General features: G+C 47.4%; 26 protein-coding genes. 25 read left to right on the forward strand and 1 reads right to left on the reverse strand.

Annotated elements, in window-relative coordinates; all coding sequences use genetic code 11:
* Nucleotides 1–77: 77 nt before the first annotated feature.
* From AB4Y93_RS00575 to AB4Y93_RS00670, 20 genes are all read left to right on the forward strand, one after another.
* Nucleotides 78–1193 (forward strand): acyl-CoA dehydrogenase family protein, encoded by a 1116-nt coding sequence (locus AB4Y93_RS00575; protein WP_441888088.1) that lies wholly within the window; start codon nt 78–80, stop codon nt 1191–1193.
* Nucleotides 1194–1207: 14 nt separating this feature from the next.
* Entirely contained in the window at nt 1208–2386 is a 1179-nt protein-coding gene (locus AB4Y93_RS00580) for an acetyl-CoA C-acetyltransferase (protein ID WP_441888089.1), read from the forward strand.
* A 21-nt stretch (nt 2387–2407) separates the two neighbouring features.
* The gene (locus tag AB4Y93_RS00585; RefSeq protein WP_441888090.1) at nt 2408–3271 is read left to right on the forward strand and encodes a 3-hydroxyacyl-CoA dehydrogenase family protein; all 864 of its coding nucleotides are present in this window, start codon (nt 2408–2410) and stop codon (nt 3269–3271) included.
* A gap of 27 nt (nt 3272–3298) precedes the next feature.
* The gene (locus AB4Y93_RS00590) at nt 3299–4435 is read left to right on the forward strand and encodes an acyl-CoA dehydrogenase family protein (RefSeq protein ID WP_441888091.1); all 1137 of its coding nucleotides are present in this window, start codon (nt 3299–3301) and stop codon (nt 4433–4435) included.
* Nucleotides 4436–4449: 14 nt separating this feature from the next.
* The gene (gene prpB / locus AB4Y93_RS00595) at nt 4450–5349 is read left to right on the forward strand and encodes a methylisocitrate lyase (protein WP_441888092.1); all 900 of its coding nucleotides are present in this window, start codon (nt 4450–4452) and stop codon (nt 5347–5349) included.
* A complete protein-coding gene (locus AB4Y93_RS00600; protein ID WP_441888093.1) occupies nt 5350–6483 on the forward strand; it encodes a citrate synthase/methylcitrate synthase in 1134 nt (377 codons plus the stop codon). It abuts the gene before it with no gap.
* A 25-nt stretch (nt 6484–6508) separates the two neighbouring features.
* The gene (locus AB4Y93_RS00605; protein WP_441888094.1) at nt 6509–7951 is read left to right on the forward strand and encodes a bifunctional 2-methylcitrate dehydratase/aconitate hydratase; all 1443 of its coding nucleotides are present in this window, start codon (nt 6509–6511) and stop codon (nt 7949–7951) included.
* Nucleotides 7952–8071: 120 nt separating this feature from the next.
* On the forward strand, nt 8072–9628 hold the full coding sequence (locus AB4Y93_RS00610) for an ABC-F family ATP-binding cassette domain-containing protein (RefSeq protein WP_441888095.1): 1557 nt from the start codon (nt 8072–8074) through the stop codon (nt 9626–9628).
* A gap of 310 nt (nt 9629–9938) precedes the next feature.
* Nucleotides 9939–12161: a heavy metal translocating P-type ATPase gene (locus AB4Y93_RS00615; RefSeq protein ID WP_441888096.1), complete on the forward strand. Its 2223-nt coding sequence runs from the start codon at nt 9939–9941 to the stop codon at nt 12159–12161.
* 99 nt (nt 12162–12260) lie between these two features.
* The gene (locus tag AB4Y93_RS00620; RefSeq protein WP_441888097.1) at nt 12261–12977 is read left to right on the forward strand and encodes a YebC/PmpR family DNA-binding transcriptional regulator; all 717 of its coding nucleotides are present in this window, start codon (nt 12261–12263) and stop codon (nt 12975–12977) included.
* Nucleotides 12978–13170: 193 nt separating this feature from the next.
* Nucleotides 13171–14109 (forward strand): aldo/keto reductase family protein, encoded by a 939-nt coding sequence (locus AB4Y93_RS00625; RefSeq protein ID WP_441888098.1) that lies wholly within the window; start codon nt 13171–13173, stop codon nt 14107–14109.
* Between the two features lie 31 nt (nt 14110–14140).
* Complete coding sequence (locus AB4Y93_RS00630; protein ID WP_167274246.1) at nt 14141–14989, forward strand: NAD-dependent epimerase/dehydratase family protein; 849 nt, start codon at nt 14141–14143, stop codon at nt 14987–14989.
* 177 nt (nt 14990–15166) lie between these two features.
* A complete protein-coding gene (locus tag AB4Y93_RS00635) occupies nt 15167–15748 on the forward strand; it encodes an RNA polymerase sigma factor (protein WP_441888099.1) in 582 nt (193 codons plus the stop codon).
* The gene (locus AB4Y93_RS00640; RefSeq protein WP_441888100.1) at nt 15717–16706 is read left to right on the forward strand and encodes a hypothetical protein; all 990 of its coding nucleotides are present in this window, start codon (nt 15717–15719) and stop codon (nt 16704–16706) included. The genes AB4Y93_RS00635 and AB4Y93_RS00640 overlap by 32 nt, the downstream gene beginning before the upstream one ends.
* A gap of 132 nt (nt 16707–16838) precedes the next feature.
* On the forward strand, nt 16839–17741 hold the full coding sequence (locus AB4Y93_RS00645; protein ID WP_441888101.1) for a DMT family transporter: 903 nt from the start codon (nt 16839–16841) through the stop codon (nt 17739–17741).
* A gap of 24 nt (nt 17742–17765) precedes the next feature.
* Nucleotides 17766–17963 (forward strand): DNA-binding protein, encoded by a 198-nt coding sequence (locus tag AB4Y93_RS00650; protein ID WP_441888102.1) that lies wholly within the window; start codon nt 17766–17768, stop codon nt 17961–17963.
* A 139-nt stretch (nt 17964–18102) separates the two neighbouring features.
* On the forward strand, nt 18103–18270 hold the full coding sequence (locus tag AB4Y93_RS00655; RefSeq protein WP_167274264.1) for a hypothetical protein: 168 nt from the start codon (nt 18103–18105) through the stop codon (nt 18268–18270).
* Between the two features lie 90 nt (nt 18271–18360).
* Entirely contained in the window at nt 18361–19155 is a 795-nt protein-coding gene (locus AB4Y93_RS00660) for a hypothetical protein (RefSeq protein ID WP_441888103.1), read from the forward strand.
* Nucleotides 19156–19170: 15 nt separating this feature from the next.
* Nucleotides 19171–19332 carry a hypothetical protein gene (locus AB4Y93_RS00665; protein ID WP_167274271.1) on the forward strand — a complete coding sequence of 54 codons (162 nt, stop codon included), beginning with the start codon at nt 19171–19173 and terminating at the stop codon, nt 19330–19332.
* A 74-nt stretch (nt 19333–19406) separates the two neighbouring features.
* Nucleotides 19407–19856: a VanZ family protein gene (locus AB4Y93_RS00670; protein ID WP_441888104.1), complete on the forward strand. Its 450-nt coding sequence runs from the start codon at nt 19407–19409 to the stop codon at nt 19854–19856.
* Nucleotides 19857–19902: 46 nt separating this feature from the next.
* Here the strand turns inward: AB4Y93_RS00670 and AB4Y93_RS00675 are convergent, their stop codons facing one another.
* On the reverse strand, nt 19903–20484 hold the full coding sequence (locus tag AB4Y93_RS00675) for a TetR/AcrR family transcriptional regulator (protein ID WP_441888105.1): 582 nt from the start codon (nt 20482–20484) through the stop codon (nt 19903–19905).
* 251 nt (nt 20485–20735) lie between these two features.
* Here AB4Y93_RS00675 and AB4Y93_RS00680 point away from each other — a divergent pair, with 251 nt between their 5' ends.
* The 5 genes from AB4Y93_RS00680 (at nt 20736) to AB4Y93_RS00700 (ending at nt 25509) form a co-directional block, all read left to right on the forward strand.
* On the forward strand, nt 20736–22211 hold the full coding sequence (locus tag AB4Y93_RS00680; protein WP_441888106.1) for a DHA2 family efflux MFS transporter permease subunit: 1476 nt from the start codon (nt 20736–20738) through the stop codon (nt 22209–22211).
* 158 nt (nt 22212–22369) lie between these two features.
* Nucleotides 22370–22645 (forward strand): chorismate mutase, encoded by a 276-nt coding sequence (locus AB4Y93_RS00685; RefSeq protein ID WP_441888107.1) that lies wholly within the window; start codon nt 22370–22372, stop codon nt 22643–22645.
* Between the two features lie 116 nt (nt 22646–22761).
* Nucleotides 22762–23028, forward strand: coding sequence for a hypothetical protein (locus tag AB4Y93_RS00690; protein ID WP_441888108.1), 267 nt, complete (start codon nt 22762–22764; stop codon nt 23026–23028).
* The gene (locus AB4Y93_RS00695) at nt 23009–24103 is read left to right on the forward strand and encodes a GerAB/ArcD/ProY family transporter (protein ID WP_441888109.1); all 1095 of its coding nucleotides are present in this window, start codon (nt 23009–23011) and stop codon (nt 24101–24103) included. Before AB4Y93_RS00690 ends, AB4Y93_RS00695 begins: the two co-directional genes overlap by 20 nt.
* Nucleotides 24100–25509 (forward strand): spore germination protein, encoded by a 1410-nt coding sequence (locus AB4Y93_RS00700; RefSeq protein WP_441888110.1) that lies wholly within the window; start codon nt 24100–24102, stop codon nt 25507–25509. The genes AB4Y93_RS00695 and AB4Y93_RS00700 overlap by 4 nt, the downstream gene beginning before the upstream one ends.

Raw genomic sequence — 25509 nt, forward strand, 5'->3', positions numbered from 1 at the left:
AATGACCCTACATATATTTGAAGTAGGCTCGGAATTCGTCGAACAGTTTGTCCTTTTGAAGAAAGGGGGAGGGGGAGATGCGGTTTCAGCTCGACGAGGAATATGAATTGACCCGAGCAGTAGTAAGAGATTACGCAGATGGTGAGCTTGCGGGTGGTGCTCTAGAGCGGGATGAGCAGGAGCAGTTTGATCGGAGTCTATTCGATAGTATGGCAGCCATGGGATTGACGGGAATCCCGGTATCCGAGAAGTGGGGCGGGGCTGGAAGTGACCTGCTGGCTTATGCGATCGTGCTGGAGGAAATTTCACGGGTATGTGCTTCAGCTGCCTCCGTTCTTAGAGCGCATACGACAGCGGCTTGGACGATGGGCCAATATGGCAGCCTGTTAGAAGAAAAATTAACGCCATTAACTACAGGTGCGAGACTAGGTGCTTTTACTTTCACGGGTCAAGATTTGAGGCGCAAGAGAGTGATTCACGGTTCTTATAAACTAAGCGGCAAGATTTCATCGGTTGATCAGGCAGGAGCTGCAGATGACTACATTCTCCTTGTGAAACAGGCAAACGGACGGGTATCACTGAGTGTTGTTCCGAAAGAAATATCTGGTCTTTCCATAGGCGCGAAGCTGAATAAGCTTGGTCTTCGCAGTTTTCCCACGGCTGAGCTGTATTTTCATTCCTGTCATTCTCAATTCTTTAATGCAGTTAATAAAGAGTCGGAAACTCTGTCTATTAGAGCTAACGGGAGCCTAATAGTTAATGCCGTTAACGATATGCAGGGTATAGCCTTCGCTGCGCAAGCAACGGGGATTGCTCAAGGAGCATTAGACAGATCAATCGCTTATGCGAAGGAACGAACACAATTTGGCAGACCGATTGGACGTCAACAAGGGGTGGCTTTCAAGTTAGCGGATATGGCGGCCAATGTTGAGGCATCAAGATGGCTTGTCTATGATGCAGCGTGGGCTATGGATAAAGGGCTGCCGTGCAGTGGGAAAGCGATGATGGCAAAAAGGTTCGCTTTGAAGCAGGCTGTTGCCACAGCCATAGAAGCGGTTCAAATTTTTGGCGGCTATGGATATATGAAGGAGTATCATGTTGAACGTTATTTGCGAGATGCAAAGTGTCTCGAAGCAAGCAGCGATGATGAGCTGGAATACGCTGCTATTCTTTCAAGCTTAGAGACGGAATAGGAGGAACTGACGGTATGTCGACTCGTCAGTCAGTCATTGTTGCAGGTGCTAGAACGGCTTTTGGTAAATATGGCGGCCAGTTCAAATCCGTGTCTGCCGCTCAGCTAGGTGCGACAGCGATTGAAGGAGCCTTACAACGATCTGGTATTGGCGCCGATCAAGTGGATGGCGTCATTATGGGAATGGTTCTGCAGGCAGGAGCCGGTCAAATTCCTTCACGGCAAGCGGCTAGGCTAGCTGGACTAAGCTGGGAGGTGCCATCCGAGACCATTAATAAGGTATGTGCATCGGGCCTAAGAGCTATTACGATGGCCGATCAAATCATCCGGTCAGGTGATGCGAAGACCCTAGTAGCAGGCGGGATGGAAAATATGAGCCGTGTTCCTTATGGGGTTCCCTCAGCTAGATGGGGAGCAAGAATGGGGAATACCGTGATGCTTGATCTGATGAACAATGACGGTCTATTTTGTACCTTTCATCAAGTCCCCATGGGGTCTCTTGGCAACCGTGTGGCAGATGAATTCGGTATCGGGCGGGTTGAACAGGATGAATGGGCACTTCGGAGCCATGTTCGTGCGGTTGCTGCTATCAGAAGCGGTCGTTTTGCTGAAGAAATTGTACCCGTTACCACCGAAGACGGCACGCTGCTCGCAGTCGACGAATGCCCTCGCCCGGATACAGATGCGGCTAAGCTCGCCAAATTGAAGCCTGCCTTTGATCGTATCGGAACAATTACAGCCGGCAATGCTCCGGGCGTAAATGACGGTGCGGCAGCTGTTACGGTTATGCACGCAGAGGAAGCTGCAAAGCAAGGGTTGAAGCCGCTTGCGACCATACTCGGCCACGCCTCAGCAGGTGCTGAAGCAGCATATCTCGCTACGGTTCCGGCATTAGCGATCCGTAAGCTGCTGCAGCAAACCGGTGTAAAGCTCGAGCAGATCGATCTTTTTGAAGTGAATGAGGCTTTTGCTTCTGTCTTGCTGATTAGTGGTCAAATGCTTGGATGGGATCCAGAGAAGGTGAATGTGAATGGTGGTGCCATTGCATTAGGTCATCCAATTGGAGCAAGCGGTGCCCGCATCGTTTTAACCCTCATTCATGAATTGAAGCGGCGGGGTGGAGGACTTGGCATCGCTGGCATATGCAGCGGAGGAGCACAAGGTGACGCAATCCTACTGAAAGTCGAGGGATGAATAAGACCGAGGTGAGGCGTTATGGAGCTGTCGAAGCGTATTCAGCAGGTTACCGTACTGGGAGCCGGTCAGATGGGAAGTGGTATAGCTCAGACCTTTGCGCAGCACGGGTATAACACGGTGCTCTATGATATTACCGAAGCTGCTGTGCAGCGTGGGATAGCTGCAATCGAAACCTCTCTGCTACGATTGGTGAATAAAGGACGACTGACGGAAGAACAGCGAGAGTCAGCACGGAGTAAGCTTACACCGGTCAACACGCTTGAAGATTGCCGGGAATCTGATCTTGTCATTGAAGCTGTGCCGGAGCAGTTGGAGCTCAAGCAAAAGCTATTCCGCGAACTGGACAACATTTGCCCGCCAAATGCACTGCTGGCGACTAACACCTCCTCCTTATCGATTACAGCAATTGCAGCAGTGACGAAACGTCCAGGGCAGGTGATCGGCATGCATTTTATGAATCCGGTTCCGATTATGCCGCTTGTGGAAGTGATACGAGGACTGGCAACGACCGAAGATACACTGCTGACGATCGTGGCATTGGCTGAGTCGCTTGGTAAGACGGCGATTAAAGTTGAAGATTATCCGGGCTTCATCTCCAACCGGATTCTGATGCCAATGATCAATGAGGCGATTTATGCTGTCTATGAAGGGGTTGCATCACCAGAGGCAATCGATCAGATTATGAAGCTTGGCATGAATCATCCGATGGGGCCGCTTACCTTGGCGGATTTTATTGGCTTAGATACCTGCCTTTCGATTATGGAGACTTTGCATGACGGATTTGGCGATACGAAATATCGGCCATGTCCATTGTTAAGAAATTATGTATCAGCCGGGTGGTTAGGGAAGAAAACCGGGAGAGGGTTTTACAACTACGAATAAAGTCGCACCTGAAAGGAGCGATGAACCGTGGAACTCCGGTTTACACAAGAACAGACACAATTGCAGAAGGAGATCCGGCAATTTGCGACTACAGAGATTGCTTCAATGGTTCCCGTAATGGAGGCGGAGGAACGATTCCCTAGTGCGATCATTCAACAAATGGCGGAGAAACATTGGCTAGGTATTCCGATTCCTAAGCAGTGGGGTGGAGCAGGCGCTGACTTTATATCTTACATGATAGCGATTAATGAAGTATCCAAGATTAGTGCGGCGGTTGGCGTTATTTTATCGGTGCATACATCAGTCTGTACGTTTCCTATTCTGTATTATGGCTCGGAGGAACAACGGCAGCTTTTCGTTCAAAAGCTTGCGACTGGCGAATGTATCGGTGCGTTTGCTCTAACCGAGCCGCATGCCGGGTCAGATGCTGCTGCGATTCGCACGTCCGCTGAACGAAAAGGCCATCATTATGAGCTGAACGGATCAAAGCTGTTTATTACAAATGCGGGTGCGGCCGGGGTTTATCTCGTATTTGCGGTGACAGACAGTGCCAAGGGAGCAGGCGGAATTTCTGCTTTTATAGTGCCAGGGGACACGGAAGGCTTACAGATCGGAAAGCCAGAGCGGAAAATGGGTCTGCATGGCTCGAATACATGCGAGCTTCATTTCGAACAACTGCGTATTCCGGCTGCCTATCGGCTGGGACGCGAAGGGGAAGGGTTCGCAATTGCCAAAGGATCATTGGATGGCGGCCGGATTGGAATAGCTGCCCAAGCACTCGGGATCGCGCAAGCAGCAGTTCAACTCCTCCAGGAGCAGTTGCTGCCTATTATTCGGCAGCGTTCAGGGAAGCCACTATCCAGCCGCTATGCGGAGCTTGCCGAGCTTATGGCAAGAACGGAGGCAGCAAGACTGCTCGTTTATCGGGCGGCTTCTATGCGTCAGGAAGGCAGGCCATGTACGAAGGAAGCCTCTATGGCTAAAATGTTCGCATCGGATACTGCAGTAGCTGCATCTGGGGCGGCTGTACGTTTGTTAGGTGCGGAAGGCATATCCAAGCTGCATCCTGCGGAGCGTTTGTTCCGGGATGCCAAGGTTACACAAATCTATGAAGGCACGAATGAAATCCATCGCATTGTCATTAGCAGCAGGCTGATGAGATAAAGAGGGTGACTTTTATGGCGAGTAGTCCCGGACACAAACTTCGGGAAGCAGTAGTGGCCGAGCAGCCGCTGCAGGTTGCTGGAGCGATTAATGCTTATGCAGCAATGATGGTGGAGCAGGTCGGCTTTCGTGCACTGTATTTATCTGGCGCCGGAGTAGCGAACGCTTCATTTGGCCTGCCCGATCTTGGCATCACCACCTTACAGGATGTACTTGAAGACATCCGCCGTATTACAAGTGTTACAGAGCTGCCATTGCTTGTAGATATTGATACGGGCTTCGGCGGGGCTTTCCAGATCTCTCGTACGATTAAAGAAATGCAAAGAGCAGGTGTGGCGGCCGTCCATATCGAGGATCAGGTGGCTGAGAAGCGATGTGGACATCGGCCGAATAAAGCAATGGTGAGCACTAGCGAAATGGTTGACCGAATCAAAGCTGCGGTTGATGCGAAGACAGACAGCAGCTTTGTTATTATGGCTCGTACGGATGCATTAACCGCAGAGGGAATGGAGGCAGCGGCTCAGCGCGTGAGAAAGTATGTGGAAGCCGGAGCGGATATGATTTTTCCTGAGGCTGTTGGCAGCTTAGCGCAATATAAGCAGTTTGCTGAAGCAGCTCAGGTTCCTATTCTCGCGAATATCACGGAGTTTGGCCAAACGCCGCTTTTTACAATTGAAGAATTACGTGAAGCTGGTGTTGGTCTTGCACTTTATCCATTATCAGCGTTTCGGGCGATGAATGCGGCGGCACTGCGTGTCTATCGTTCTATCCGTGAGGAAGGAACGCAGCATCAGGTTGTGAATCTGATGCAGACACGGTCAGAGCTGTATGATTTTCTCCGCTACTATGACTACGAGACTAAGCTTGATCAGTTGTTTGGAACGGTGAAGAAGGAGGAGAAGGGGGAGGGGTAAATGTCGGCAGCAAAGCAAGGGGGACTTGCGGAAGTGATCGCCGGACAGACTGGCATCTCAACCGTCGGCAAGGAAGGGAAGGGATTATCCTACCGCGGTTACTCCATCTATGATCTAGCTCATTTTGCTACCTTTGAGGAAACCGCCTATTTGCTCCTGTATGGAAGGCTGCCTACAGCAGAAGAGCTAAATGCTTATACGAAGCGGTTAGCCACTCATCGACTACTCCCTCCAGCCATATATGCCATACTCGAGTTATTACCGGGTCATACACACCCGATGGATGTTCTGAGAACGGGTTATTCCGCGCTGGCATCCTTTGAACCTGAGGAGGAGGGGCGCTCTGCTCTTGATATCACTAATCGATTGATTGGCTGCACCTCGTCGATCCTGCTGTATTGGTACCACTATCAGCTAAGTGGCAAACGGATTGATACGGAGCTTGGCAATGGTGGTATTGCTGCCCATTTCCTTCAGCTGCTGCATAATCGCGAGCCTGAGGAGGAGCAGCATGTGAAGGCGCTGGATGTTTCGCTCATTTTGTACGCGGAGCATGAATTTAATGCTTCAACTTTTGCTGCGCGGGTAACAGCCTCGACGTTGTCCGATTATTATTCGGCCATTACAACCGGCGTTGGTACGCTGCGGGGACCCCTGCATGGCGGTGCCAATGAAGCAGCAATGGAGCTGATTGAGCGTTATTCCGATCCGGACGATGCTGAGCAAGGATTATTGGAGGCACTTCAGAAGAAACAGCTCATCATGGGATTTGGACATCGTGTCTACAGCATCTCAGATCCGCGGTCCGATGTGATCAAGAACTGGTCACTCACCTTGTCAGAGCAAGCAGGAGACCGGAAGCTGTACGATATATCGGAACGAATTGAGCTGGTGATGCGCCGGGAAAAGAAGCTGTTTCCGAATCTCGATTTCTACAGTGCATCGGCTTACCATCATCTAGGTATCCCAACATCTTTATTTACTCCCGTCTTTGTCCTGTCTCGAATTACAGGATGGTCAGCTCATATTTTGGAGCAGCGGGCAGGCAATCGGATTATCCGGCCAAGTGCCGATTATATTGGCCCTGATCCGCAAGAATGGCTGCCAATCGAGCAGCGCTTAGCAGGGCAATAACCCGTGAAGGGGGAATACAGCAAGTATGTCTGGAACGATCGACAATAATCGTCCTGATCCCGATCCCCTATTGGTCGAGATCGCAGATTATGTGCTGGATAAAGAAATTACAAGCACCGAAGCTTATAACACCGCGAGACTATGTCTGATGGATACATTAGGCTGCGGGCTGCTGGCCCTTCGTTATCCGGAATGCGCCAAGCTGCTTAGCCCTCTGATACCCGGCACTGTAGTACCGAATGGTTCGAAGGTGCCGGGCACATCCATTCAGACGGATCCAGTAACGGCTGCTTTCCAGATCGGCAGTCTGATCCGCTGGCTTGATTATAATGATACCTGGCTTGCTGCAGAGTGGGGACATCCATCCGATAACCTCGGTGGGATTCTCGCCGCTGCTGATTATGTAAGCCGAAAGAACATAGCGGAAGGCGTTCCGCCATTAACGATGCGGGATGTGCTGACGGCCATGATCAAGGCCCACGAAATCCAGGGAATATTGGCACTCGAGAACAGTTTCAACAGAGTTGGACTGGATCATGTTCTGCTCGTCAAGATTGCTTCAACAGCCGTTGTGACGCAGCTTCTAGGCGGCAGCAAAGAAGAGATCATCAATGCCTTGTCCCTTGCCTGGCTGGATGGCCATGCCTTGCGTACTTACCGCCATGCTCCTAATACGGGGACAAGAAAATCATGGGCAGCGGGTGATGCGACCAGTCGTGCGGTATGGCTCGCCTTTATGGCTTTACGAGGGGAGATGGGCTATCCATCAGTCTTGTCTGCTCCAACATGGGGCTTCCAGGATGTCTTATTTAAGGGGAAACCACTGCTCAAGTCACGCCCGTTTGAATCCTATGTCATGGAAAATATTTTGTTCAAAATATCCTATCCAGCAGAATTCCACGGGCAGACGGCCGTTGAAGCGGCGATCCGCCTGCATCCGCTTGTGAAGGACCGCTTGAGTGAGATTGCCTCGATCGAGCTCACTACACATGAATCTGCTCTGCGTATTATCGATAAGCGTGGGCCACTTCATAATCCTGCTGACCGTGATCACTGCCTGCAATATATGGTTGCTGTCGGCCTCTTACATGGCGGGCTGACAGCAGATCATTATGAAGACTCAGCTGCCAAAGACCCCCGGATTGATGAGCTGCGCGGCAAAATGCATACAAAAGAAGAGCCAAGGTATACAGCGGAATACCTCGACGCGGATAAACGATCAATCGCTAATGCGATTCAAGTTTTATTCACAGACGGCTCATCGACAGATCAAATCGCAGTAGAATATCCGATTGGCCATCGGAGGCGAAGAGAAGAAGGTATTCCGCTGCTGGTGGAGAAATTTGATGCCAATTTGAGGTCGCGGTTTCCGGCGAAGCAGGTGGATCAGATAGCAAGTCTTTGCCAGGCTCAGGAGGGGTTAGAGGGTATTACAGTGCAGCAATTTGTCGATCTATTCGTCATATAACGAGGCGACCTTCAAAAGGTCGTCTTTTTTCATCTTTTCTTGACATCCTTCATTGAGTTATGGGCACCATACCGCTTATAATATAACGAGAAAAAAGTTTAAATAAGAAAAGGTGCATTCATGAGTATATTAAACGTAGAACGATTAAGCCACGGCTTTGGTGACCGCGCGATTTTTAACGATGTATCATTCCGACTGCTCAAAGGGGAGCATATCGGCCTGATCGGCGCGAATGGCGAAGGTAAATCAACCTTCATGAACATTATTACAGGCAAGCTCCAGCCGGATGACGGCAAGGTGGAGTGGTCCAAACGGATGCGCGTTGGTTACCTCGACCAGCATGCGGTACTGAGCAAAGGGCTGACAATGCGCGATGTTCTTAAAGGCGCTTTCCAATATTTGTTTGACATGGAACAAGAGATGAATGATATGTACGGCCGTATGGGCGACGTATCCCCTGAAGAGCTGGAGAAGCTGCTTGAGGACGTTGGCACGATTCAAGATACACTGACGAACCAAGACTTTTATTTGATCGATGCCAAAATCGACGAAACGGCACGTGGCCTTGGTCTGACTGATGTTGGTCTGGACAAGGATGTTCACGATCTGAGCGGCGGTCAGCGTACGAAAGTATTGCTTGCGAAGCTTCTCCTGGAGAAGCCAGACATTCTGCTCCTTGACGAGCCTACCAACTATCTCGATGAGCAGCATATTGAATGGCTGAAGCGTTATCTTCAGGAGTACGAGAATGCCTTCATTCTGATCTCCCATGATATTCCTTTCCTGAACAGTGTAATTAACTTAATCTACCACATGGAAAATCAAGAGCTGACTCGTTATGTAGGCGACTACGATCATTTCCTTGAAGTTCACGAAATGAAGAAGCAGCAGCTGGAATCCGCGTTCAAACGCCAGCAGCAGGAAATTTCAGAGCTGAAGGATTTCGTTCAACGTAACAAAGCTAGCGTCGCGACACGTAACATGGCGATGTCCAGACAGAAGAAGCTCGATAAGATGGAAGTCATTGAGCTGGCGAAAGAAAAACCGAAGCCGCAGTTCAACTTTATTGACGCTCGAGCATCCAGCAAGCTGATCTTCGAGGCGAAGGATCTTGTTATCGGTTATGATTCGCCGCTCTCCAGACCACTTAATCTCCGTATGGAGCGTGGTCAGAAGATTGCCCTTGTTGGTGCAAACGGTATTGGTAAAACAACGCTTCTTCGCAGTATCCTAGGTGAGATCCCGGCACTTGAAGGCTCCGTCCAACTAGGCGATATCCTTAGCATTGGTTATTTCCAACAGGAAATGAAAGAAGCGAATAACAATACGTGTATCGACGAAATTTGGAATGAGTTCCCGTCTTATTCCCAATTCGAAGTGCGTGCAGCACTGGCGAAATGCGGCCTGACAACGAAGCATATTGAGAGCAAAATCACGGTACTGAGCGGCGGCGAAAAGGCGAAAGTTCGCCTCTGTAAACTGATCAACCGTGAGACAAACCTTCTTGTGCTTGACGAGCCTACGAACCATTTGGACGTTGATGCCAAGGAAGAACTGGCACGTGCACTGAAAGCTTACAAAGGAAGCATCCTGCTGATCTCCCATGAACCGGAATTCTACAATCAAGTGGTTACCGATACGTGGAACTGCGAAACGTGGACAACGAAAGTATTCTAAGCCATTTGTGCATAATAGATAGAACTGATCCTGCCTGACAGCTGTTGTCAGGCAGGTTTTTTTTACCACATCGGAATGCTCAGGTTCTTTAAAGCGATAAGGCGTAAAGAAAATCATTCCGATTAGCGATAAAAACTTCTGCTTAAACGCGGTCGCTCATCCTCGAAGTACTCCGACAGTAGTTTTTCTCATAGGAAGCGGGAGCATTCAGATATACCCCCTGTAGGTATTTTTATTGATTGACATATATACGGGTGGGGGGTATACTGAAGCCAATCAGATGATGACATTTAGAAATGGATGTGAGAGCATGCCTCCCGTACAATCGAGTGATCAGACTACTTTAGATATAACCGGTATGACCTGTGCTGCCTGTGCGAACCGAATCGAGAAAGGGCTAAATAGATTGCCCGGCATTACCTCTGCTACGGTCAACTTCGCGATGGAAACCGCTAGAGTCGAATTCGCACCAGGTGAAATTACGATTGAAGATATAGAGCGGAAAGTTGAACAGCTTGGTTACGCTGCAGTAGAACGAATTGAACGAAATGCAGACGTGCGACAGCCAGATCGTACCGCTCAAATTCGCAAGTTAATCTTTTCTGCGTTGTTGTCTCTGCCTCTAATCTGGAGTATGGTGGGGCACTTCTCCTTCACCTCATGGATGTATGTTCCCGAGCTGTTCATGAACCCTTGGTTTCAGCTAATCCTTGCTTCCCCGGTACAGCTGTACATTGGCGGTTCGTTCTATGTCAGCGCCTATAAGGCACTGCGGAACGGTGGAGCTAACATGGATGTACTTATTGCGTTAGGCACATCGGCCGCCTACTTCTACAGTGTGTATGCAGCGATCAAATGGGCAGCAGACGGTGCGTCCATGCATCATGCGCCAGAGCTGTATTTCGAGACCAGCGCCATCCTGATAACGCTTGTACTGCTTGGGAAGCTATTCGAGACACTGGCGAAAGGACGTACTTCCGAAGCGATCAAGTCACTTATGGGGCTTCGTGCTAAGACGGCAACCGTCATTAGGGAAGGTCAGGAGATGAGCATTCCCGTAGAACAAGTGTTAAAAGGGGATATCGTTATTGTTCGTCCCGGTGAGAAGATTCCGGTTGATGGAGTCGTGGTAGAAGGCTTCTCAGCAGTAGACGAAGCGATGCTGACGGGAGAAAGCCTGCCGGTTGAGAAGAAGGCTGGTGAACCGGTGATCGGAGCGACGATTAACGGTAATGGCGTGTTGAAGGTCCAAGCGACAAAGGTTGGAGCAGAGACGGCTCTTGCTCAGATCATTCGGGTCGTGGAGGAAGCGCAAGGCTCCAAAGCTCAAATTCAGCGGGTCGCAGATGTGATCTCAGGAATCTTTGTCCCTATTGTGACAGGTATAGCGGTTGTCGCCTTCCTGGTTTGGCTGATCTTCATCGAGCCTGGTGATGTGACGTCCGCACTTGAGACAGCTATAGCTATCTTGGTGATTGCCTGCCCATGTGCGCTTGGTTTGGCAACTCCTACCTCGATTATGGCGGGATCAGGCCGTGCAGCTGAGTTAGGTATATTGTTCAAAGGCGGAGAACATCTCGAGCAGACGCATAAGGTGAATGTGATCCTCTTGGATAAGACCGGTACGGTGACGAACGGTAAACCAGCGCTGACTGATATTGTTGTAGAAGGCTGGGAAGAAGAGCAGTTCCTTCATCTCGTTGGCAGTGCTGAGCAAATGTCGGAGCATCCATTAGCAGTAGCTATTACAAATGGGATACGGGAGAGGGGTATCACGCTTACGTCAGTGGATTCGTTCGAAGCGCTTCCGGGCTATGGCATTCGAGCTGTCGTGGAAGGGAACTCCTTGTTGATTGGTACACGGCGACTGCTTGAAGAGAGCGGTATTCTCGCCAATCAAGCTTACACCAATATGGCTGAGCTTGAGGAAGCAGGAAAAACAGCGATGCTTGTTGCGATCAATGGCCAATATGCAGGTATTCTCGCGGCTGCCGACACAATCAAAGACAGCTCTGTATCTGCGGTAAAACGATTGAAGGAGCTTGGGCTTCAGGTTATTATGGTGACTGGTGACAATAAGCGTACTGCTCAAGCTATCGCGAAGCAGGCTGGAATTGATCAAGTGCTGGCAGAAGTATTGCCGGAAGGCAAGGCAGCAGAAGTGAAGAGGCTGCAGCAGCAAGGACATATTGTTGCCATGGTCGGAGATGGCATCAATGATGCGCCGGCACTCGCAACCGCTCATATCGGCATCGCGATTGGGACGGGGACGGATGTGGCGATGGAAGCAGCAGACTTGACATTAATGCGAGGCGATCTGGAGAGTATTCCAGATGCGATCTATATTAGCCGGATGACGATGCGGAACATTAAGCAAAATCTTTTCTGGGCGCTGGGCTATAACACGCTTGGTATCCCGATTGCAGCAATTGGACTGCTTGCTCCATGGGTAGCGGGGGCAGCGATGGCACTCAGCTCGGTTTCCGTCGTCTTGAACGCCTTGCGTCTGCAAAAGCTTCAAGTGAGGAAATAAGAGATAGCAGATCAAACACCACAATTGGATTAGGAGTTGTCCAATACAACCAAAAGCCGTTATAATAGGCTTATAGAAAATTGAAGAAAGTGGTGCAGCATGGGTCGTAAGTGGAATAATATCAAAGAGAAAAAAGCTTCGAAAGATGCGAATACTAGCCGTATTTATGCGAAATTTGGTCTTGAAATTTATGTAGCTGCGAAGAAAGGCGAGCCAAATCCGGAGTCCAATGGCGCTCTGAAGTTCGTCCTTGAACGCGCGAAGACGTATAACGTTCCGAAAGCGATTATTGACCGCGCTATTGAGAAAGCAAAAGGCGGCTCGGATGAGCAATATTTCGAGCTTCGTTATGAAGGTTTTGGTCCAGCTGGTTCAATGATTATTGTCGACGCTCTGACAAACAACGTAAACCGTACAGCTCCTGAAGTACGTTCCGCTTTCAACAAAGCTGGAGGTAACATGGGTGTTAGCGGATCGGTATCTTATATGTTCGATCAAACGGCTGTTATCGGTGTGGAAGGCAAGTCTTTGGATGATGTACTGGAATTGATGCTGGAAGCCGACGTTGATGTCCGCGATATCGTAGAAGAAGACGAGACCATCATGGTCTATGCAGCACCTGATCAATTTAACGCCGTACAAGAAGCATTCAAGAGCGCGGGTATTACGGAATTTGTAGTTGCCGAAGTAACAATGCTTGCGCAAAACTTTGTAACACTTCCAGAAGACGCAGTAGCTTCCTTCGAGAAGCTGATTGATGCTCTTGAAGATCTGGAAGACGTTCAGCAGGTATATCATAACGTTGAATTTGAATAGGTATTTAGAGATGACGGTCGCCATTTTGGCGGCCGCTTTTTGTTCCAGCTGGATTAATGATTAGGTATATCCAAGTATAGTAGGTAACCTCAAACACATCTAATGAAAAACATTTCAGTTCTTTTCATCCTTAGGGAAGTCCTTTAGAATGAGGTTGGCTTCATAACTTACAGTTGAATGGAGGAACAATACAATGAATTATCGGAAACTTGGTGGTACAGGTCTGAAAGTGAGTGAAATCAGCTTAGGCAGCTGGCTTACATATGGTGGTTATGTGGAACGTGAGAATGCGGTTAACGCGATTCGCACAGCTTATGATCTTGGGATTAACTTTTTTGATACAGCAAATGTGTACGAGCGGGGCGGGGCAGAGGTATTAGTCGGGGAAGCGCTCAAAGCTTATCCTCGTGAATCGTATGTGCTTGCAACAAAAGTATTCTGGCCGATGGGTGAAGGTCCAAATGACCGCGGCTTGTCCCGTAAGCATGTGATCGAGCAGGCGAATGCAAGCCTTAAGCGTCTTGGTCATGATTATATCGATATTTTCTACTGTCATCGTCATGATCCAGAGACACCGCTGCATGAAACGTTGCGCGCAATGGACGATCTCGTTCGTTCAGGCAAAGTGCTGTATGTTGGTGTAAGTGAATGGCAGGCTTCGCAAATCGCTGAAGCACTTGGTGTGGCAGATCGTTATCTGCTTGACCGTATTGTTGTCAATCAACCGATCTATAATATGTTTGAGCGCTATATTGAGAAGGAGATTATCCCGCTCAGCGAGCGTTCCGGCATCGGCCAGGTTGTATTCTCGCCGCTTGCACAAGGCCTCTTAACAGGCAAATATACTTCAACAACAGAATTCCCGGCTGACAGCCGTGCTTCCAAGATCGATTGGATGGGCAAAGGCATCACAGAGGAGAAAATCAACAAAGTACGCCAGCTTGAAGCAATTGCAGCTGAGCTTGAGATCAGTGTCGGCAACTTGGCGCTTGCGTGGATTCTCCGCCAACCGAACGTAGCGAGCGCACTTGTTGGCGCAAGTCGTCCGGAGCAAGTGACGGAGAATGCGAAAGCATCCGGCATTACGCTTAGTGAAGACGTACTTACCCAAATCGAAGCAATTCTGAAATAAATCAGGAATTGATCTGAAGGAGCTAGAAGGAATGGCTAAAGTTGTAGTAACCGGTGGCAGCGGGATGCTTGGGCGCTGGATCGTCAAACATTTTGTCGAACAGGGATATGAAGTATTAAACGTAGATACCCGACATCCGGAAGAAGCGATCTGCAATACTTTGATCGTTAATCTTGAGGACTTAGGTCAAACCTATGGTGCACTTGCAGGAGCAGATGCAGTGGTGCATATGGCTGCGATTCCAAGAGCGGGAATGGTGCCGCCAGAGGTTACTTTCCGCAATAATGTCATGGCGACTTATAACGTACTTGAAGCAGCGGCTGGCTTAGGTATTCAAAAAGTCGTTATCGCTTCCAGCGAATCTTCCTACGGGATCTGCTTTGCGGAGCACCCTTTTGGCCCGCAATACGTTCCGATGGATGAAGCTCACCCGCAGCTTCCGCAGGACAGCTACGGCTTATCCAAAATCGTCAACGAAGCAACAGCTGATATGTTCCATCGCCGTACTGGCATGCAGGTCGTATCGCTGCGTCTCGGCAACGTCATTCCGCCGGAATGGTATGAGCGCTTCCCTTCGTTTATTCATAAACCAGAGGAGCGGGAGCGCATCTTGTGGAGCTATATCGATACACGTGATGTTGCTGAAGCGTGTGAGCTTGCCATCAAAGCTGAAGGGCTTGGCTCAGTAGCTATCAACCTTGCTAACGATGAATCGAGTATGGATATGACGAGCCGTGAGCTGATGGCTGCGCGTTACCCGGAAGTGACCGATTTCCGCGCACCACTGGAAGGGTACGAATCACTTCTGAATAGTGATAAAGCAAAGAAACTGCTGGGCTGGCAGCCGAAGTATTTCTGGCGTGAGCAGCTTGGTAAATAGGTAGTGGAATGTTCGTTCAAAGGGCCCTTATCGCAGTGCGATAAGGGCCCTTTGAATTTTGCACTTATCGAAATCTCTAAATATGGTAAAATTTATGAGTTATATTTGAAGGGGATGTCACATTACGGACTTTGTCGTTGTTATACAGGTAATTAAAGAGAGAAGAAAGGAGCGCTTATGGAATCTATCCAACAGGAGTTTGCCGAGAGAATCGGAGAATGGGTTGAGGAAGTGCAGAATGGGGATACGGAGCAATATCGGCCAATTGTGCTGCATTTTCAAAGGAGAATACATCTGTATTGCTTTCATGTGTTAGGGAATCCGTCAGAAGCAGAGGATGCGGTACAAGAGGTTTTTCTGAAAGCCTACACCTCTATAGCCACTTATAAACCAACCATATCGTTTTCTGCCTGGCTATATCGGATCGCCCATAATCATTGCCTGAATCTGATTAAGCAACGAAAGAAACGGCTGCAGCTGTTTAACATTATTGTACGCTTGCAGGTACATGAGCCAGCCAACCATACGGCCAGTCTTGCAGAGGAAATACTCGAGAGTCTGTCGGTCCATGATCGTCAATTCGTAATTCTTAGAGTGATTGAAGAACAGAGCTTTTCCGAAATCGCGGAAATTATGGGGGAGAAAGAGGCCACTTTGCGCAAGCAATTCGAGCGCCTGCGTAAGAAGATCGTACGATCCTCAGATTGGAATAGGAAGGAGCTGCTAGATGAAAACCAAACGATTTGTACGGAGAGCTGATTCTCTCGCACAATTTCAAGCTGCTGTCCGTCACCCTGTGGAGATTGATTTCTCTGAGCGAATGATGCAGAAAATTACTGCTCATCATGTATCTGAGCCTTCTGCTTTGTATCGAAAGTATAAGCCTAATCGAGTAACCTTATTAGTTGCCATTATCGCATTAAGCTTCGTTGTATTAAGTGGATTCATGTATGCAGCGGTATCATCAGGGTGGGTCACTCTAAAAGATAAGCAAGGTAACGTTACACTTACGGTGGGATCGAACCAGCAAGTTCAATTAGATGAATATTCTGACACCCAAAGGATCCTTTCCGAGCGAGTTTCGAATTTGCTTAAGCCAGGAGAAGCTGCTGTCATTGCATTTGGGGAAGATGCAGGCACAGTCAAGCGCACAGGTCTTCCCATTTATACTTCATCGACGTCAAAGCCATTTATCTACAACTCAGTACGAGAAATCTCTTCTGCATTTATGGAAGAAGTAAATAACATCGCGCCGCCAATTCAATCCATTGGGAAGGCTGTTTTAACAAATATAAAATTACAAACGCTATACGATTCCTATTTACCTAACAAAGAGGAATGGGTCTACGGTAAGGATGAAGCAACCGGATATCCTTACGCCTATCAGAAGATTCATACACCTGTCCATATATCTGGAGTAGTCTATGAATATTCAGATAAGAAAGCAACTTATCAAACATGGATTGACAACAATAATAATATGAGATTAGCATCGATACTTGTCGACAATCCGTCATCCTCCAATATTATTCGTATTGAAGGGCAAGAGATGTACAGGAACTTAAGGAAGGATTCGAAAATAAAGCAATACTTTTGGTCAGCACAGGAAAATGCAGAAGGTGACCGCTATAATTACATGGTAAACAGCAGCGATGCATCAGATAAGGAACTAAGATCTTTCACAAAAGCTTTTATTACAGCATACCAGGTGAAATAAAGAGAAACTGGCTGCACCGTATATGATCGGTGCAGCCAGTTTTTTGTATAGACGCATTTCCCAGTGGAGGAGTATACTTTATAGGCTTACATAATTGAACAAACCTATGGACATAAGAAGGTGCAGCTGCTTGTGAGTTATGTGTATTTATTCTTGGCAACATTAGCATGGAGCTTTGTTGGGGTCTTGGTTAAGACAGCTTCAACGATGGTAGACAGCTCGATCATCACGTTATGCCGATTTTTCTTTGGTGTTGTGGTGCTGGCTATCTATCTGCTCATGAAGGATGGCCGGATACAATTCCGTGCCCGTATGAAATGGTTATGGTTCGGAGCAGCAGGTAAATCAGCGAACTATGTGTTCGAGAATATCGCCCTCATGATCGGCTATTCCTATGGCAATATTCTTGTTCAACCAGTGCAGACAGTCGTACTGCTGATATCTGGCAGCGTTCTCTTCAAAGAGAAAGTGACGAAAGCGGGATGGTTGTCAGCTGCTCTTTGCGTCATCGGCGTTATTGTTGTTGGTTGGAACGGTGTTCCTCTGAATGAGCTGCTGGGCAGCAGTGGATTAACAACGTTACTCTTCACCTTGGCAGGAATCGGGGCTGCCATTCATGTCTTAAGTCAGCGAATGCTGGTGAAGACGATGGACAATGGCAACATGAACTTCTCGGTCTTCTTATTGGCGACCTTGATGGTATCCATACCTGTGCCATTCCAGACCCATGGATTTACGGGACCGATTACATTTGGAGCATGGGGAGCGCTAATCCTCTTAGGGATTATTACAGGACTTAGCTTCTTCTGGTTCGCGGAAGCGATGAAGCGAGTGCCGTTTGCGGTCGTTGCGATCGTGGGCAACAGCTCGGTATTATTCTCCATTCTTTGGGCGTACATTTTCTTCCGAGATCCGATCACAAGCTATATCATAGTAGGTACACTAATCTTCGTAGCAGGCTTCCTGCTTCTTAACTTCTCCGGCCCCAAGAAGAAACCGGTGAAGCAAGAAAGCAACGCTGAAGCAGCGTTATAACCAGCTGAATGGAGCGAAATAACAATGGAACAAACAAGTGACCTTCCAAGCAAACTAAGCAAGCCTGCTATGCGAGCATTTGCAGGAGCGGGCTACGCAAAGCTTGATCAGTTTGCTGAGCTGACCGAAAAAGATGTGCTGGAGCTGCATGGCGTAGGGCCAACAGCCATTGTCCTGCTTCGCCAGGCATTAGCAGACAAGGGCTTATCTTTTCGCAAATAAATAGAAGTGCTGGGGCAGTGATGATGATATTGCTGCTCTTTTTTTATGTGGAAATATATAAGCAACTGTTTCATAATTTGGATTCCTTCATTATATATTTGTAAGCATGTGACCATGATGGGTAATGGAGGGATCCTAGATGTTCGGTAGCAGTAAAAAGTCGGCAAAGCTCCAGCTTCGCATTGCATCGCAGAAAACGATCCGTACAATATGCGGCAGGGAACTGGTCGAAGCAGAAATTAAGACAAATAAACCGATTCCACCTGCCTCACATGGTACGGTTCGATTACTCGGCAAACAACAATAATGCATCTTAAGCCCCTATTAAAAGGGGCTTTTTGTTGTTGGTAGAAAATCTTTCCATCTAGTATACTGAATGAGGATGGGAGGGGAAACCTTGAAAAAATTCGTACAAGCCGTCTTCCGAACAGTCCCGGGACAGATCATCTTCTGGGTCGTCGTTAGTATTATGCTTCCCGCCATTCTCGAAGAGCTCTTCGCTCTTAATGACATGTTGTCAATCCCGCTCAAACGTCTAGCCGAATGGAAGGCAGACAGCACCCTTGAGGGCCGACTTAAATTTATTCTATTATTTATTGTATACGCTTCACCAATTGCAGTAATTGCTGGATTCCTTGCTTCCAGGCGTAAATCTGGAGAGATTGCAGTGCCGCCATATCGATCACGTAATAATTACGAGAGGTTGATCGCTGATGTGAAGGAAACCGTAAACAGCCGAGAAGCGACTAATCTTCTGAAAGCTGAGAAAATCAACCTCTTGTTTGATGCCCTGATTGAGGATGTCTGTCATCTCTTCCAGGTTCAAAGGTCAGGTGTGCGAGCGGTGCTCGTCATAAACAATCGGGGTAGACATAAGCTGACAAGCTGGCGGTGGGGACGTGCCTGTACGCCGGATCAAGATCGGATGGACTATAAGGCGATTGACAAATTTCTCGAAACCGAGCTTACCTATCCGACTTGGGAGCAGGTGAAAAGCCATTTTGACCATACCGATTCTGACACGCTTCTTTTTATTCGTAATAGTGGGAAGCTTGGGCTTGGCTGCCTGATCGCCATTGAGAATTCGATCGATCTAGAGAAGCATATGCAGGAATGGGAGCATATCGTAAGTCCCTTTACAATGCTGGGACATATGGACAAGCTGGTAAGATTTGTCGTAAACTATACATAGAGGAGGCGATTCCAGATGACCTTATTCGATCGACTATTCGGAAGTAAATCGAAGAAAACACCGGTAAAAATCGTTCGAAAAGTGAAGCACTCGGATAAGCCGGCCTTAACAAATGCTAAGCACGGAACGGTCATATTGCGTGGCAAGATTGAAGATGATTATAACCTGGCGAAATAACGATAAGCCCCTTTGCCGCTGTTCAGGCGGAGAGGGGCTATTTTTCTGCGAAGCTTGTAGGAGGAGGTTACTCTATGAACGCTAACGCTAGGCATTTGCCAAAGCCTGTCTATTTCATTATTCTGACGCTCTTTACTATTTACTGCCTCATCATGATCAAGCTGCTCTTTATCCGAGGCAATAACTTATGGCCGACTTATAATTACAACATCATTCCGTTCCATACGATCAAATCGCTGGTCTATCACCGGGAACACTATAATACCGATACTTGGGTGAAAAATTTATTTGGAAACATCGTCATGTTCATCCCACTAGGTATCTTTATCCCGGCGCTCAATCGCAAGCTGCTTCGTCCCGTTGTTTTTCTATTCGTAATCGTCCTTATTCTATTTCTTGTTGAATCGATTCAATTATTTACAAGAGTAGGGAGTTTCGATATAGACGATATTATCTTAAATACGCTGGGCGCAATGATAGGTCTGGCATTTCTGAAAAGCATTACACGTGGATTATCGCGATAAAAAAAACCGTGCCATTGGCACGGTTTTTTTGTTTGTCCACAGAATCTTATTTCTTCAGAATGCCTTCGAAAAACACCTGGAATGAGAGAAGCAATTGGTCGCCAAAGCTGTCTTTGGTAATGCCCATTACCCAATTAAGCATGACTCCCAAGTAGATCTGCGTCGCAATATGGGCCATCGTTAGAGCAGGGATGGTTGTCGTAAATTCACCCGTCTGCTGGCCTTTCTCAAAGATGGGAACCAGACTATCGATGACAAAGCAGAAGCCTTCCTTGCTTTCTTCTATGTTCTGATTGTTGGCCAGCATGCCTTGGATCGACAGGAGAAGCATGCTGTGATTCACAGCCATTGAGTCGCCCAAAGTCTTGACTAAAGCAAGAAAGCGGGGGGCGTACGGGCCTGGCTTATCCTTCAGGTTGATTAATTCATCAATGGCGACTAATTTGTCGAGCTTGCCCCGGACATCTTCTTTGGTTTTGAAATAGTTAAAGAAGGTGCCTTTCGCAACGCCGGCAGCTTCTGTGATTTGAGCGACTGTGGTGGCTTCAAAGCCTTGTTCGGCAAACAGGCACATCGCCGCGTCAAGTATGCGATTTTTTGTCTCGAGTTTTTTCTCTTCTCGGTTCACAGCCATCATCCTCCGTTATTGCCTACAGTATAGCATATCCATTGTGGATTTGGGTTCAAACAATTAATGACCATAAGTACAAGTTTTTATGGTATTTACAATCTTTAAGTTTAGTTTAAATGAATAATTGGAGCTGAAACCTTTATATTTTAACATAAAAATAAAAATGACCGCCGGTTCAAAAATAAGTTGACCATCGGTCATTTTATCGCTATAATCCGAAGTACATGAATCAGGAATGGAGGATTTACATGTCACAAACTGCTCAACACGTTGTACCGGACGCGAGTACGTTCACCATAAGGTCGATCATCGCGCCGCTTATCGCTGTCATCGTCGGATTATTTATGGTTATTCTGGATGGGACCGCCATGAACGTAGCCTTAAGCGGCTTCATGAAGGAGTTCGGGAAGGATTTGTCCGTTGTCCAATGGACGACTACGGGGTACGCCTTAGCTCAAGCTGCTGTTATCCCGCTGGCCGGTTGGTTATCTGACCGATTCGGGGCTAAACGGATTTTCCTGGTGTCGGTCGGAATGTTCACAGCAGGCTCACTGCTATGTGCTTTTGCTGGCAACATCGAAATGCTCATTTTATTCCGTGTCATTCAAGGGCTTGGCGGGGGAATGGTAATGCCAATTGCCTTCGCAATTATTTACAGACTGAGTCCGCCTGAGAAGGTTGGATCGGTTATGGGGATGCTGGGTATCCCGGTTCTTATTGCTCCGGCATTAGGCCCAGTTGTTGCGGGCGCATTGATTGATTATGCTTCTTGGCAGTGGATCTTCCTGATCAATATCCCATTTGGGATCATCGGCATCATGGCTGGTCTGCGTACCTTACCTAACTTTGAACGTCAAACCGTTGGCTCGCTTGATATTCCCGGCATTATATTTGGACCTCTTGCCTTTGCTGCTTTATCGTACGGGGTAAGTGAAGGAGGAACGAGCTGGACATCCGCTCAGACATTGACGGGACTAATTGTTGGGGTTGTCGCACTTCTTATCTTTATTATCGTAGAGCTTCGAAGCAAGCATCCGCTATTGGAGCTTCGTGTATTCCGTTCCAGAGATTTCAGTAAAGGTATTGTTGTCCAGTGGGTCACACAGATTGCGCTAATGGGAACCTTCTTCTTAATTCCAATGCTGCTAATCCAAGTGCAAGGACATACAGCGATGGAATCCGGACTTATTATGCTTCCACAGGCTATCGCTTCAGCGATCTTCATGCCAATTGGAGGACAATTATTTGACCGGATTGGTGCAAGACCACTGCTGGTCACAGGGCTTAGCGTTGTTGGGATTGCAGCATACCTCTTATCAAATATTTCTCCTGACGATGGGATGTCGTTGATTCTAATCACATCCGGATTGTTTGGCGTAGGAATGGGTCTTTCAATGATGCCGATGAATACGTATCTGATTAAGGCATCGCCGCCAAGTCTTGTTGGACGAGTGACATCACTGACCTCTGCTACCCAGCAGGTTATGACCTCCTTTGCGATCGCGGGTCTCAGCACGTATTTGACAACCAAGATTAAGGATCATATGGAACCAGGTCAAGCGGCAACTCCGAATGCTTTTTACGATTCGTATGGGGAGACCTTCCTGGTGGTTGCAGGTGTTGCAATTGTAGGTGCCATTCTTGGATTATTACTGCGTAAACCGGTCAGATCGCCGGAAGATGAGGGCAAAATCGTTGAGGCACCAATTATGATGGGACATTAATTATTAATCCGAACGAAAAAACCATTTATTTCTGAAATGTTCAGGAATAGATGGTTTTTTTCGTTTACAGACGTTCTAATCTTGTGTTATCTTCTATATATAATGTTTGCTTTACCGCTATAAAGCGTCTACGCGACATCAGACTACGGAGGGTGCACATGACAACATTAGATGAACTGCGATCGGCCATTGATAAGACGGATCAACAGATTGTTGCTTTATTAGCTCAGAGGTTTATCTATACGGAGGCAGTCGGCGAGTACAAAGCGGAGCATCTGCTTACAGCGCAGGATCCTAATCGTGAAACTTTGCAATTCAGGAAGATAGCAGAGATCTCTGAACAGTATGGTTTGAAGCCTGATTATGCCCTGGACATTTATCGGAAAATAATGGATATCGTGATTTCGAGACATCAAGAGCTGCACTACAAATAATGTTGTCTAAAGCACCGCGATTGTAACTTCGGTTACGATCGTGGTGTTTTTTTGTACATATTTCCATCCATATTGGAGCAAAATGACAGTAACTTAAACGATAGGGAGGGTGTCGTATGATCATCCTCGGGATGTTGGTTATGATGGTGCTTGGCATATTGCTGATGGCCATGCTGGATGTACTGGTCTTTCAACAGCCTTTTTTTACTGTACTCGTGCATTTGCTTCCAGTATATCCAGATACGTCAACCATTTATATGATTATTGGTGCATTTGTGATAGCAGCATGGGTCAACTTTAGAATGAGCGACCGCCTAAAGAAGAAATTCGGCAGCAAATCAAAGAATCAAGGTGGGGAGAAGCGTGACGCCAAGCAAAGTTAATATAATCGATACCTTCACCATACAGCTCGTTTTTTTGCTGAGCACCTCGATTATATTCGGGACGCCAAGTCTTGTTCCGGATTCGTGGCTCGTTGGCATTGTCGCTTTTTTTCCAGCTTGTTTGTTAATTGTAATTTATAGCGCCATGTTAACGTCACAAGAAGACAGGGGACTTTATCCCATGCTGGAAAAAGCTTGGGGCAAGGTGATAGGGAAGGGCTTTGTACTGATCTATTCGACTTATTTCCTATATATTGCTGCTCGTAATATTAGGGATATGATCGAGCTGATTATGAGTACGCTGCTTCGAATGACGCCGGTTCCTCTTCTAACCACCATGTTTGTACTGTTAATTGCTTACACCGTGCTAGGGGGGCTGCATGCGGTAGCCCGTTTTGCTTCCTTAATCTTATGGCTCATTCTGTTTATGCTGATCACCCTTGCTGTCTTGCTCATGTTCAGCAGCTCGATCATTCTGGAGCAAATGCTGCCGTTTTTATCAAAGGGAATGTGGCCGGTTATTAAAGCGGCATTCAGCTTTTCAATCTGGTTCCCCTATGGAGAGATTATAGTCTTCCTTGTTTTTCAACCGCAGCTAGGCGGGGCAAAAGGGTTCCGAAAAATCACCCTATATGCCTTCCTGAGCACATGTATCATCCTATCCCTAACGGATCTTATCCAGATTTGGACCTTGGGACTTGAGAATAAAAAATACTCCGTGTTTGCGTTGCTCGATGCAGCGAGATTAATTAATATTGCAAACATCATTACCCGGATGGATGCCATAATCGCTTTGATTATTATTTTTGGCACCCTGTTGAAATGTACGGTCTTTCTCCTTGCCTGCACGGAGGGGGTAGCGCGTGTCTTCAATAGAAAGGCGAAGGATTTTGCTTTTCCTCTTGCCATTCTGGCAGGAGCATTTTCCATTCTCGTTACGCGTAACAGCGCTGAGCATGTGACAGAAGGCTTGAAGTATGTCATTTATACGCTGCATATTCCACTTCAGCTGTTAGTGCCGCTCTTGACGCTGCTGCTGATTCGAATCCGTTACCGGAAAGGAGCGATTACATGAATACGGACAATCAAACAAGTTCAGGAGAGGAGCTTAGCAGCTTAGAGAAGGTGAAAAAAAGCTTAAAGGAGGTATTTGGTCAAACGACAGATCTTGCAGTAGTGTCTGTTCATGTTGGGCAATACGAGGGATTGCTATGCTATCTGACGACGATGACGAGTACAGATTTTATTACGAAACAGATCGTGAAAGATCTTCCCTTAGCAGATAACAAGGAGCAGCTTAGCAAAGAGGAGACCTTTCATCAGCTTGAGACCAACTATTATTCCGCGCTTAAGCATGAAATCTTGAAAAATATGAATGACGTTACTTATAAAATGGTTCTCGGGTATGCGGCTATATTTATAGAAGGATTACCACTTGTTCTCGCTGTAGACGTTAGGTCGCTGAGTTCCCGTTCCGTCGAAGAGCCTACGTCGCAAAATGTGGTCCGAGGTCCCAAAGAAGGGTTCACGGAGTCCGCGGATACGAATATGAGCTTGATTCGAAGACGGTTCAATAATGTAAAGCTGCGATTTGAAAAGTTTGAGCTTGGTTATATGACAAATACGGCGGTCTATATCGCTTATCTGGATGGCGAGGTCGAAGAACAGATCTTGGAGCAGGTTCGTGAGAGTCTGAACAGTGCGCATATAGACAGCTTGTTTGATTCCGGTCGTATTGAAGATTTGCTTCATTCAAAGGGAAAAAGCATGCAACTGTTTCCCACTGTCTACAGCAGTGAACGTCCAGATGCCGTCTGCAGCTATTTGATTAACAAAAGAATAGCTGTCATTGTAGACGGCAGTCCATTTGTGCTGATTGTCCCATCGATCTTTACGGACTTCTTCAAATCACCAGAAGACGAATATCAATGGTTTGTTATTGGCTCATTCGCCCGTTATCTGCGCTATTTCGCTTTTATATTGTCCTTAATCGTACCGGGGCTCTATATCGCTGTGACTAGTTATCATCAGGAGCTCATTCCAAGTATCCTGCTGACGAGTATAGCAGCTCAGCGTGAAGGCATACCGTTTCCTGCCGGCATCGAAATTCTTCTGATGGAGATTACATTCGAAATATTGCGTGAAGCGGGTACGCGGATGCCTCGGATTGTTGGTCAGACGATTTCAATTGTAGGAGCCCTGGTGCTTGGGGAAGCGGCCGTTCAAGCGGGAATTGTCTCCAATATTAACGTCATCGTCGTTTCTTTGACGGCTATCTCAGGCTTTGTCTCACCGATCTACACTTTCGGTGCGAAAGTGAGGTTTTTCCGATTCGGAATGATTATTCTTAGCTCCTTGATTGGGCTTTATGGGCTTGTATTAGGTTGCTGCTTGCTAATGGTACAGTTAACAAGAATTGAATCCTTTGGTGTCCCTTATTTGTCCTTGTTTTCCAAATGGGATAAACGGAGGGTTACATGA

Origin of the sequence: Paenibacillus sp. YAF4_2 (assembly GCF_052113225.1) — a bacterium.
Classification (GTDB): domain Bacteria; phylum Bacillota; class Bacilli; order Paenibacillales; family Paenibacillaceae; genus Pristimantibacillus.

Coding starts and splice junctions, on each gene's coding strand:
- AB4Y93_RS00575 (WP_441888088.1), top strand. CDS start 78: ATGCGGTTTCAGCTCGACGAGGAATATGAATTGACCCGAGCAGTAGTA.
- AB4Y93_RS00580 (WP_441888089.1), top strand. CDS start 1,208: ATGTCGACTCGTCAGTCAGTCATTGTTGCAGGTGCTAGAACGGCTTTT.
- AB4Y93_RS00585 (WP_441888090.1), top strand. CDS start 2,408: ATGGAGCTGTCGAAGCGTATTCAGCAGGTTACCGTACTGGGAGCCGGT.
- prpB (WP_441888092.1), top strand. CDS start 4,450: ATGGCGAGTAGTCCCGGACACAAACTTCGGGAAGCAGTAGTGGCCGAG.
- AB4Y93_RS00600 (WP_441888093.1), top strand. CDS start 5,350: ATGTCGGCAGCAAAGCAAGGGGGACTTGCGGAAGTGATCGCCGGACAG.
- AB4Y93_RS00605 (WP_441888094.1), top strand. CDS start 6,509: ATGTCTGGAACGATCGACAATAATCGTCCTGATCCCGATCCCCTATTG.
- AB4Y93_RS00610 (WP_441888095.1), top strand. CDS start 8,072: ATGAGTATATTAAACGTAGAACGATTAAGCCACGGCTTTGGTGACCGC.
- AB4Y93_RS00615 (WP_441888096.1), top strand. CDS start 9,939: ATGCCTCCCGTACAATCGAGTGATCAGACTACTTTAGATATAACCGGT.
- AB4Y93_RS00620 (WP_441888097.1), top strand. CDS start 12,261: ATGGGTCGTAAGTGGAATAATATCAAAGAGAAAAAAGCTTCGAAAGAT.
- AB4Y93_RS00625 (WP_441888098.1), top strand. CDS start 13,171: ATGAATTATCGGAAACTTGGTGGTACAGGTCTGAAAGTGAGTGAAATC.
- AB4Y93_RS00630 (WP_167274246.1), top strand. CDS start 14,141: ATGGCTAAAGTTGTAGTAACCGGTGGCAGCGGGATGCTTGGGCGCTGG.
- AB4Y93_RS00635 (WP_441888099.1), top strand. CDS start 15,167: ATGGAATCTATCCAACAGGAGTTTGCCGAGAGAATCGGAGAATGGGTT.
- AB4Y93_RS00640 (WP_441888100.1), top strand. CDS start 15,717: ATGAAAACCAAACGATTTGTACGGAGAGCTGATTCTCTCGCACAATTT.
- AB4Y93_RS00650 (WP_441888102.1), top strand. CDS start 17,766: ATGGAACAAACAAGTGACCTTCCAAGCAAACTAAGCAAGCCTGCTATG.
- AB4Y93_RS00655 (WP_167274264.1), top strand. CDS start 18,103: ATGTTCGGTAGCAGTAAAAAGTCGGCAAAGCTCCAGCTTCGCATTGCA.
- AB4Y93_RS00665 (WP_167274271.1), top strand. CDS start 19,171: ATGACCTTATTCGATCGACTATTCGGAAGTAAATCGAAGAAAACACCG.
- AB4Y93_RS00670 (WP_441888104.1), top strand. CDS start 19,407: ATGAACGCTAACGCTAGGCATTTGCCAAAGCCTGTCTATTTCATTATT.
- AB4Y93_RS00680 (WP_441888106.1), top strand. CDS start 20,736: ATGTCACAAACTGCTCAACACGTTGTACCGGACGCGAGTACGTTCACC.
- AB4Y93_RS00685 (WP_441888107.1), top strand. CDS start 22,370: ATGACAACATTAGATGAACTGCGATCGGCCATTGATAAGACGGATCAA.
- AB4Y93_RS00690 (WP_441888108.1), top strand. CDS start 22,762: ATGATCATCCTCGGGATGTTGGTTATGATGGTGCTTGGCATATTGCTG.
- AB4Y93_RS00700 (WP_441888110.1), top strand. CDS start 24,100: ATGAATACGGACAATCAAACAAGTTCAGGAGAGGAGCTTAGCAGCTTA.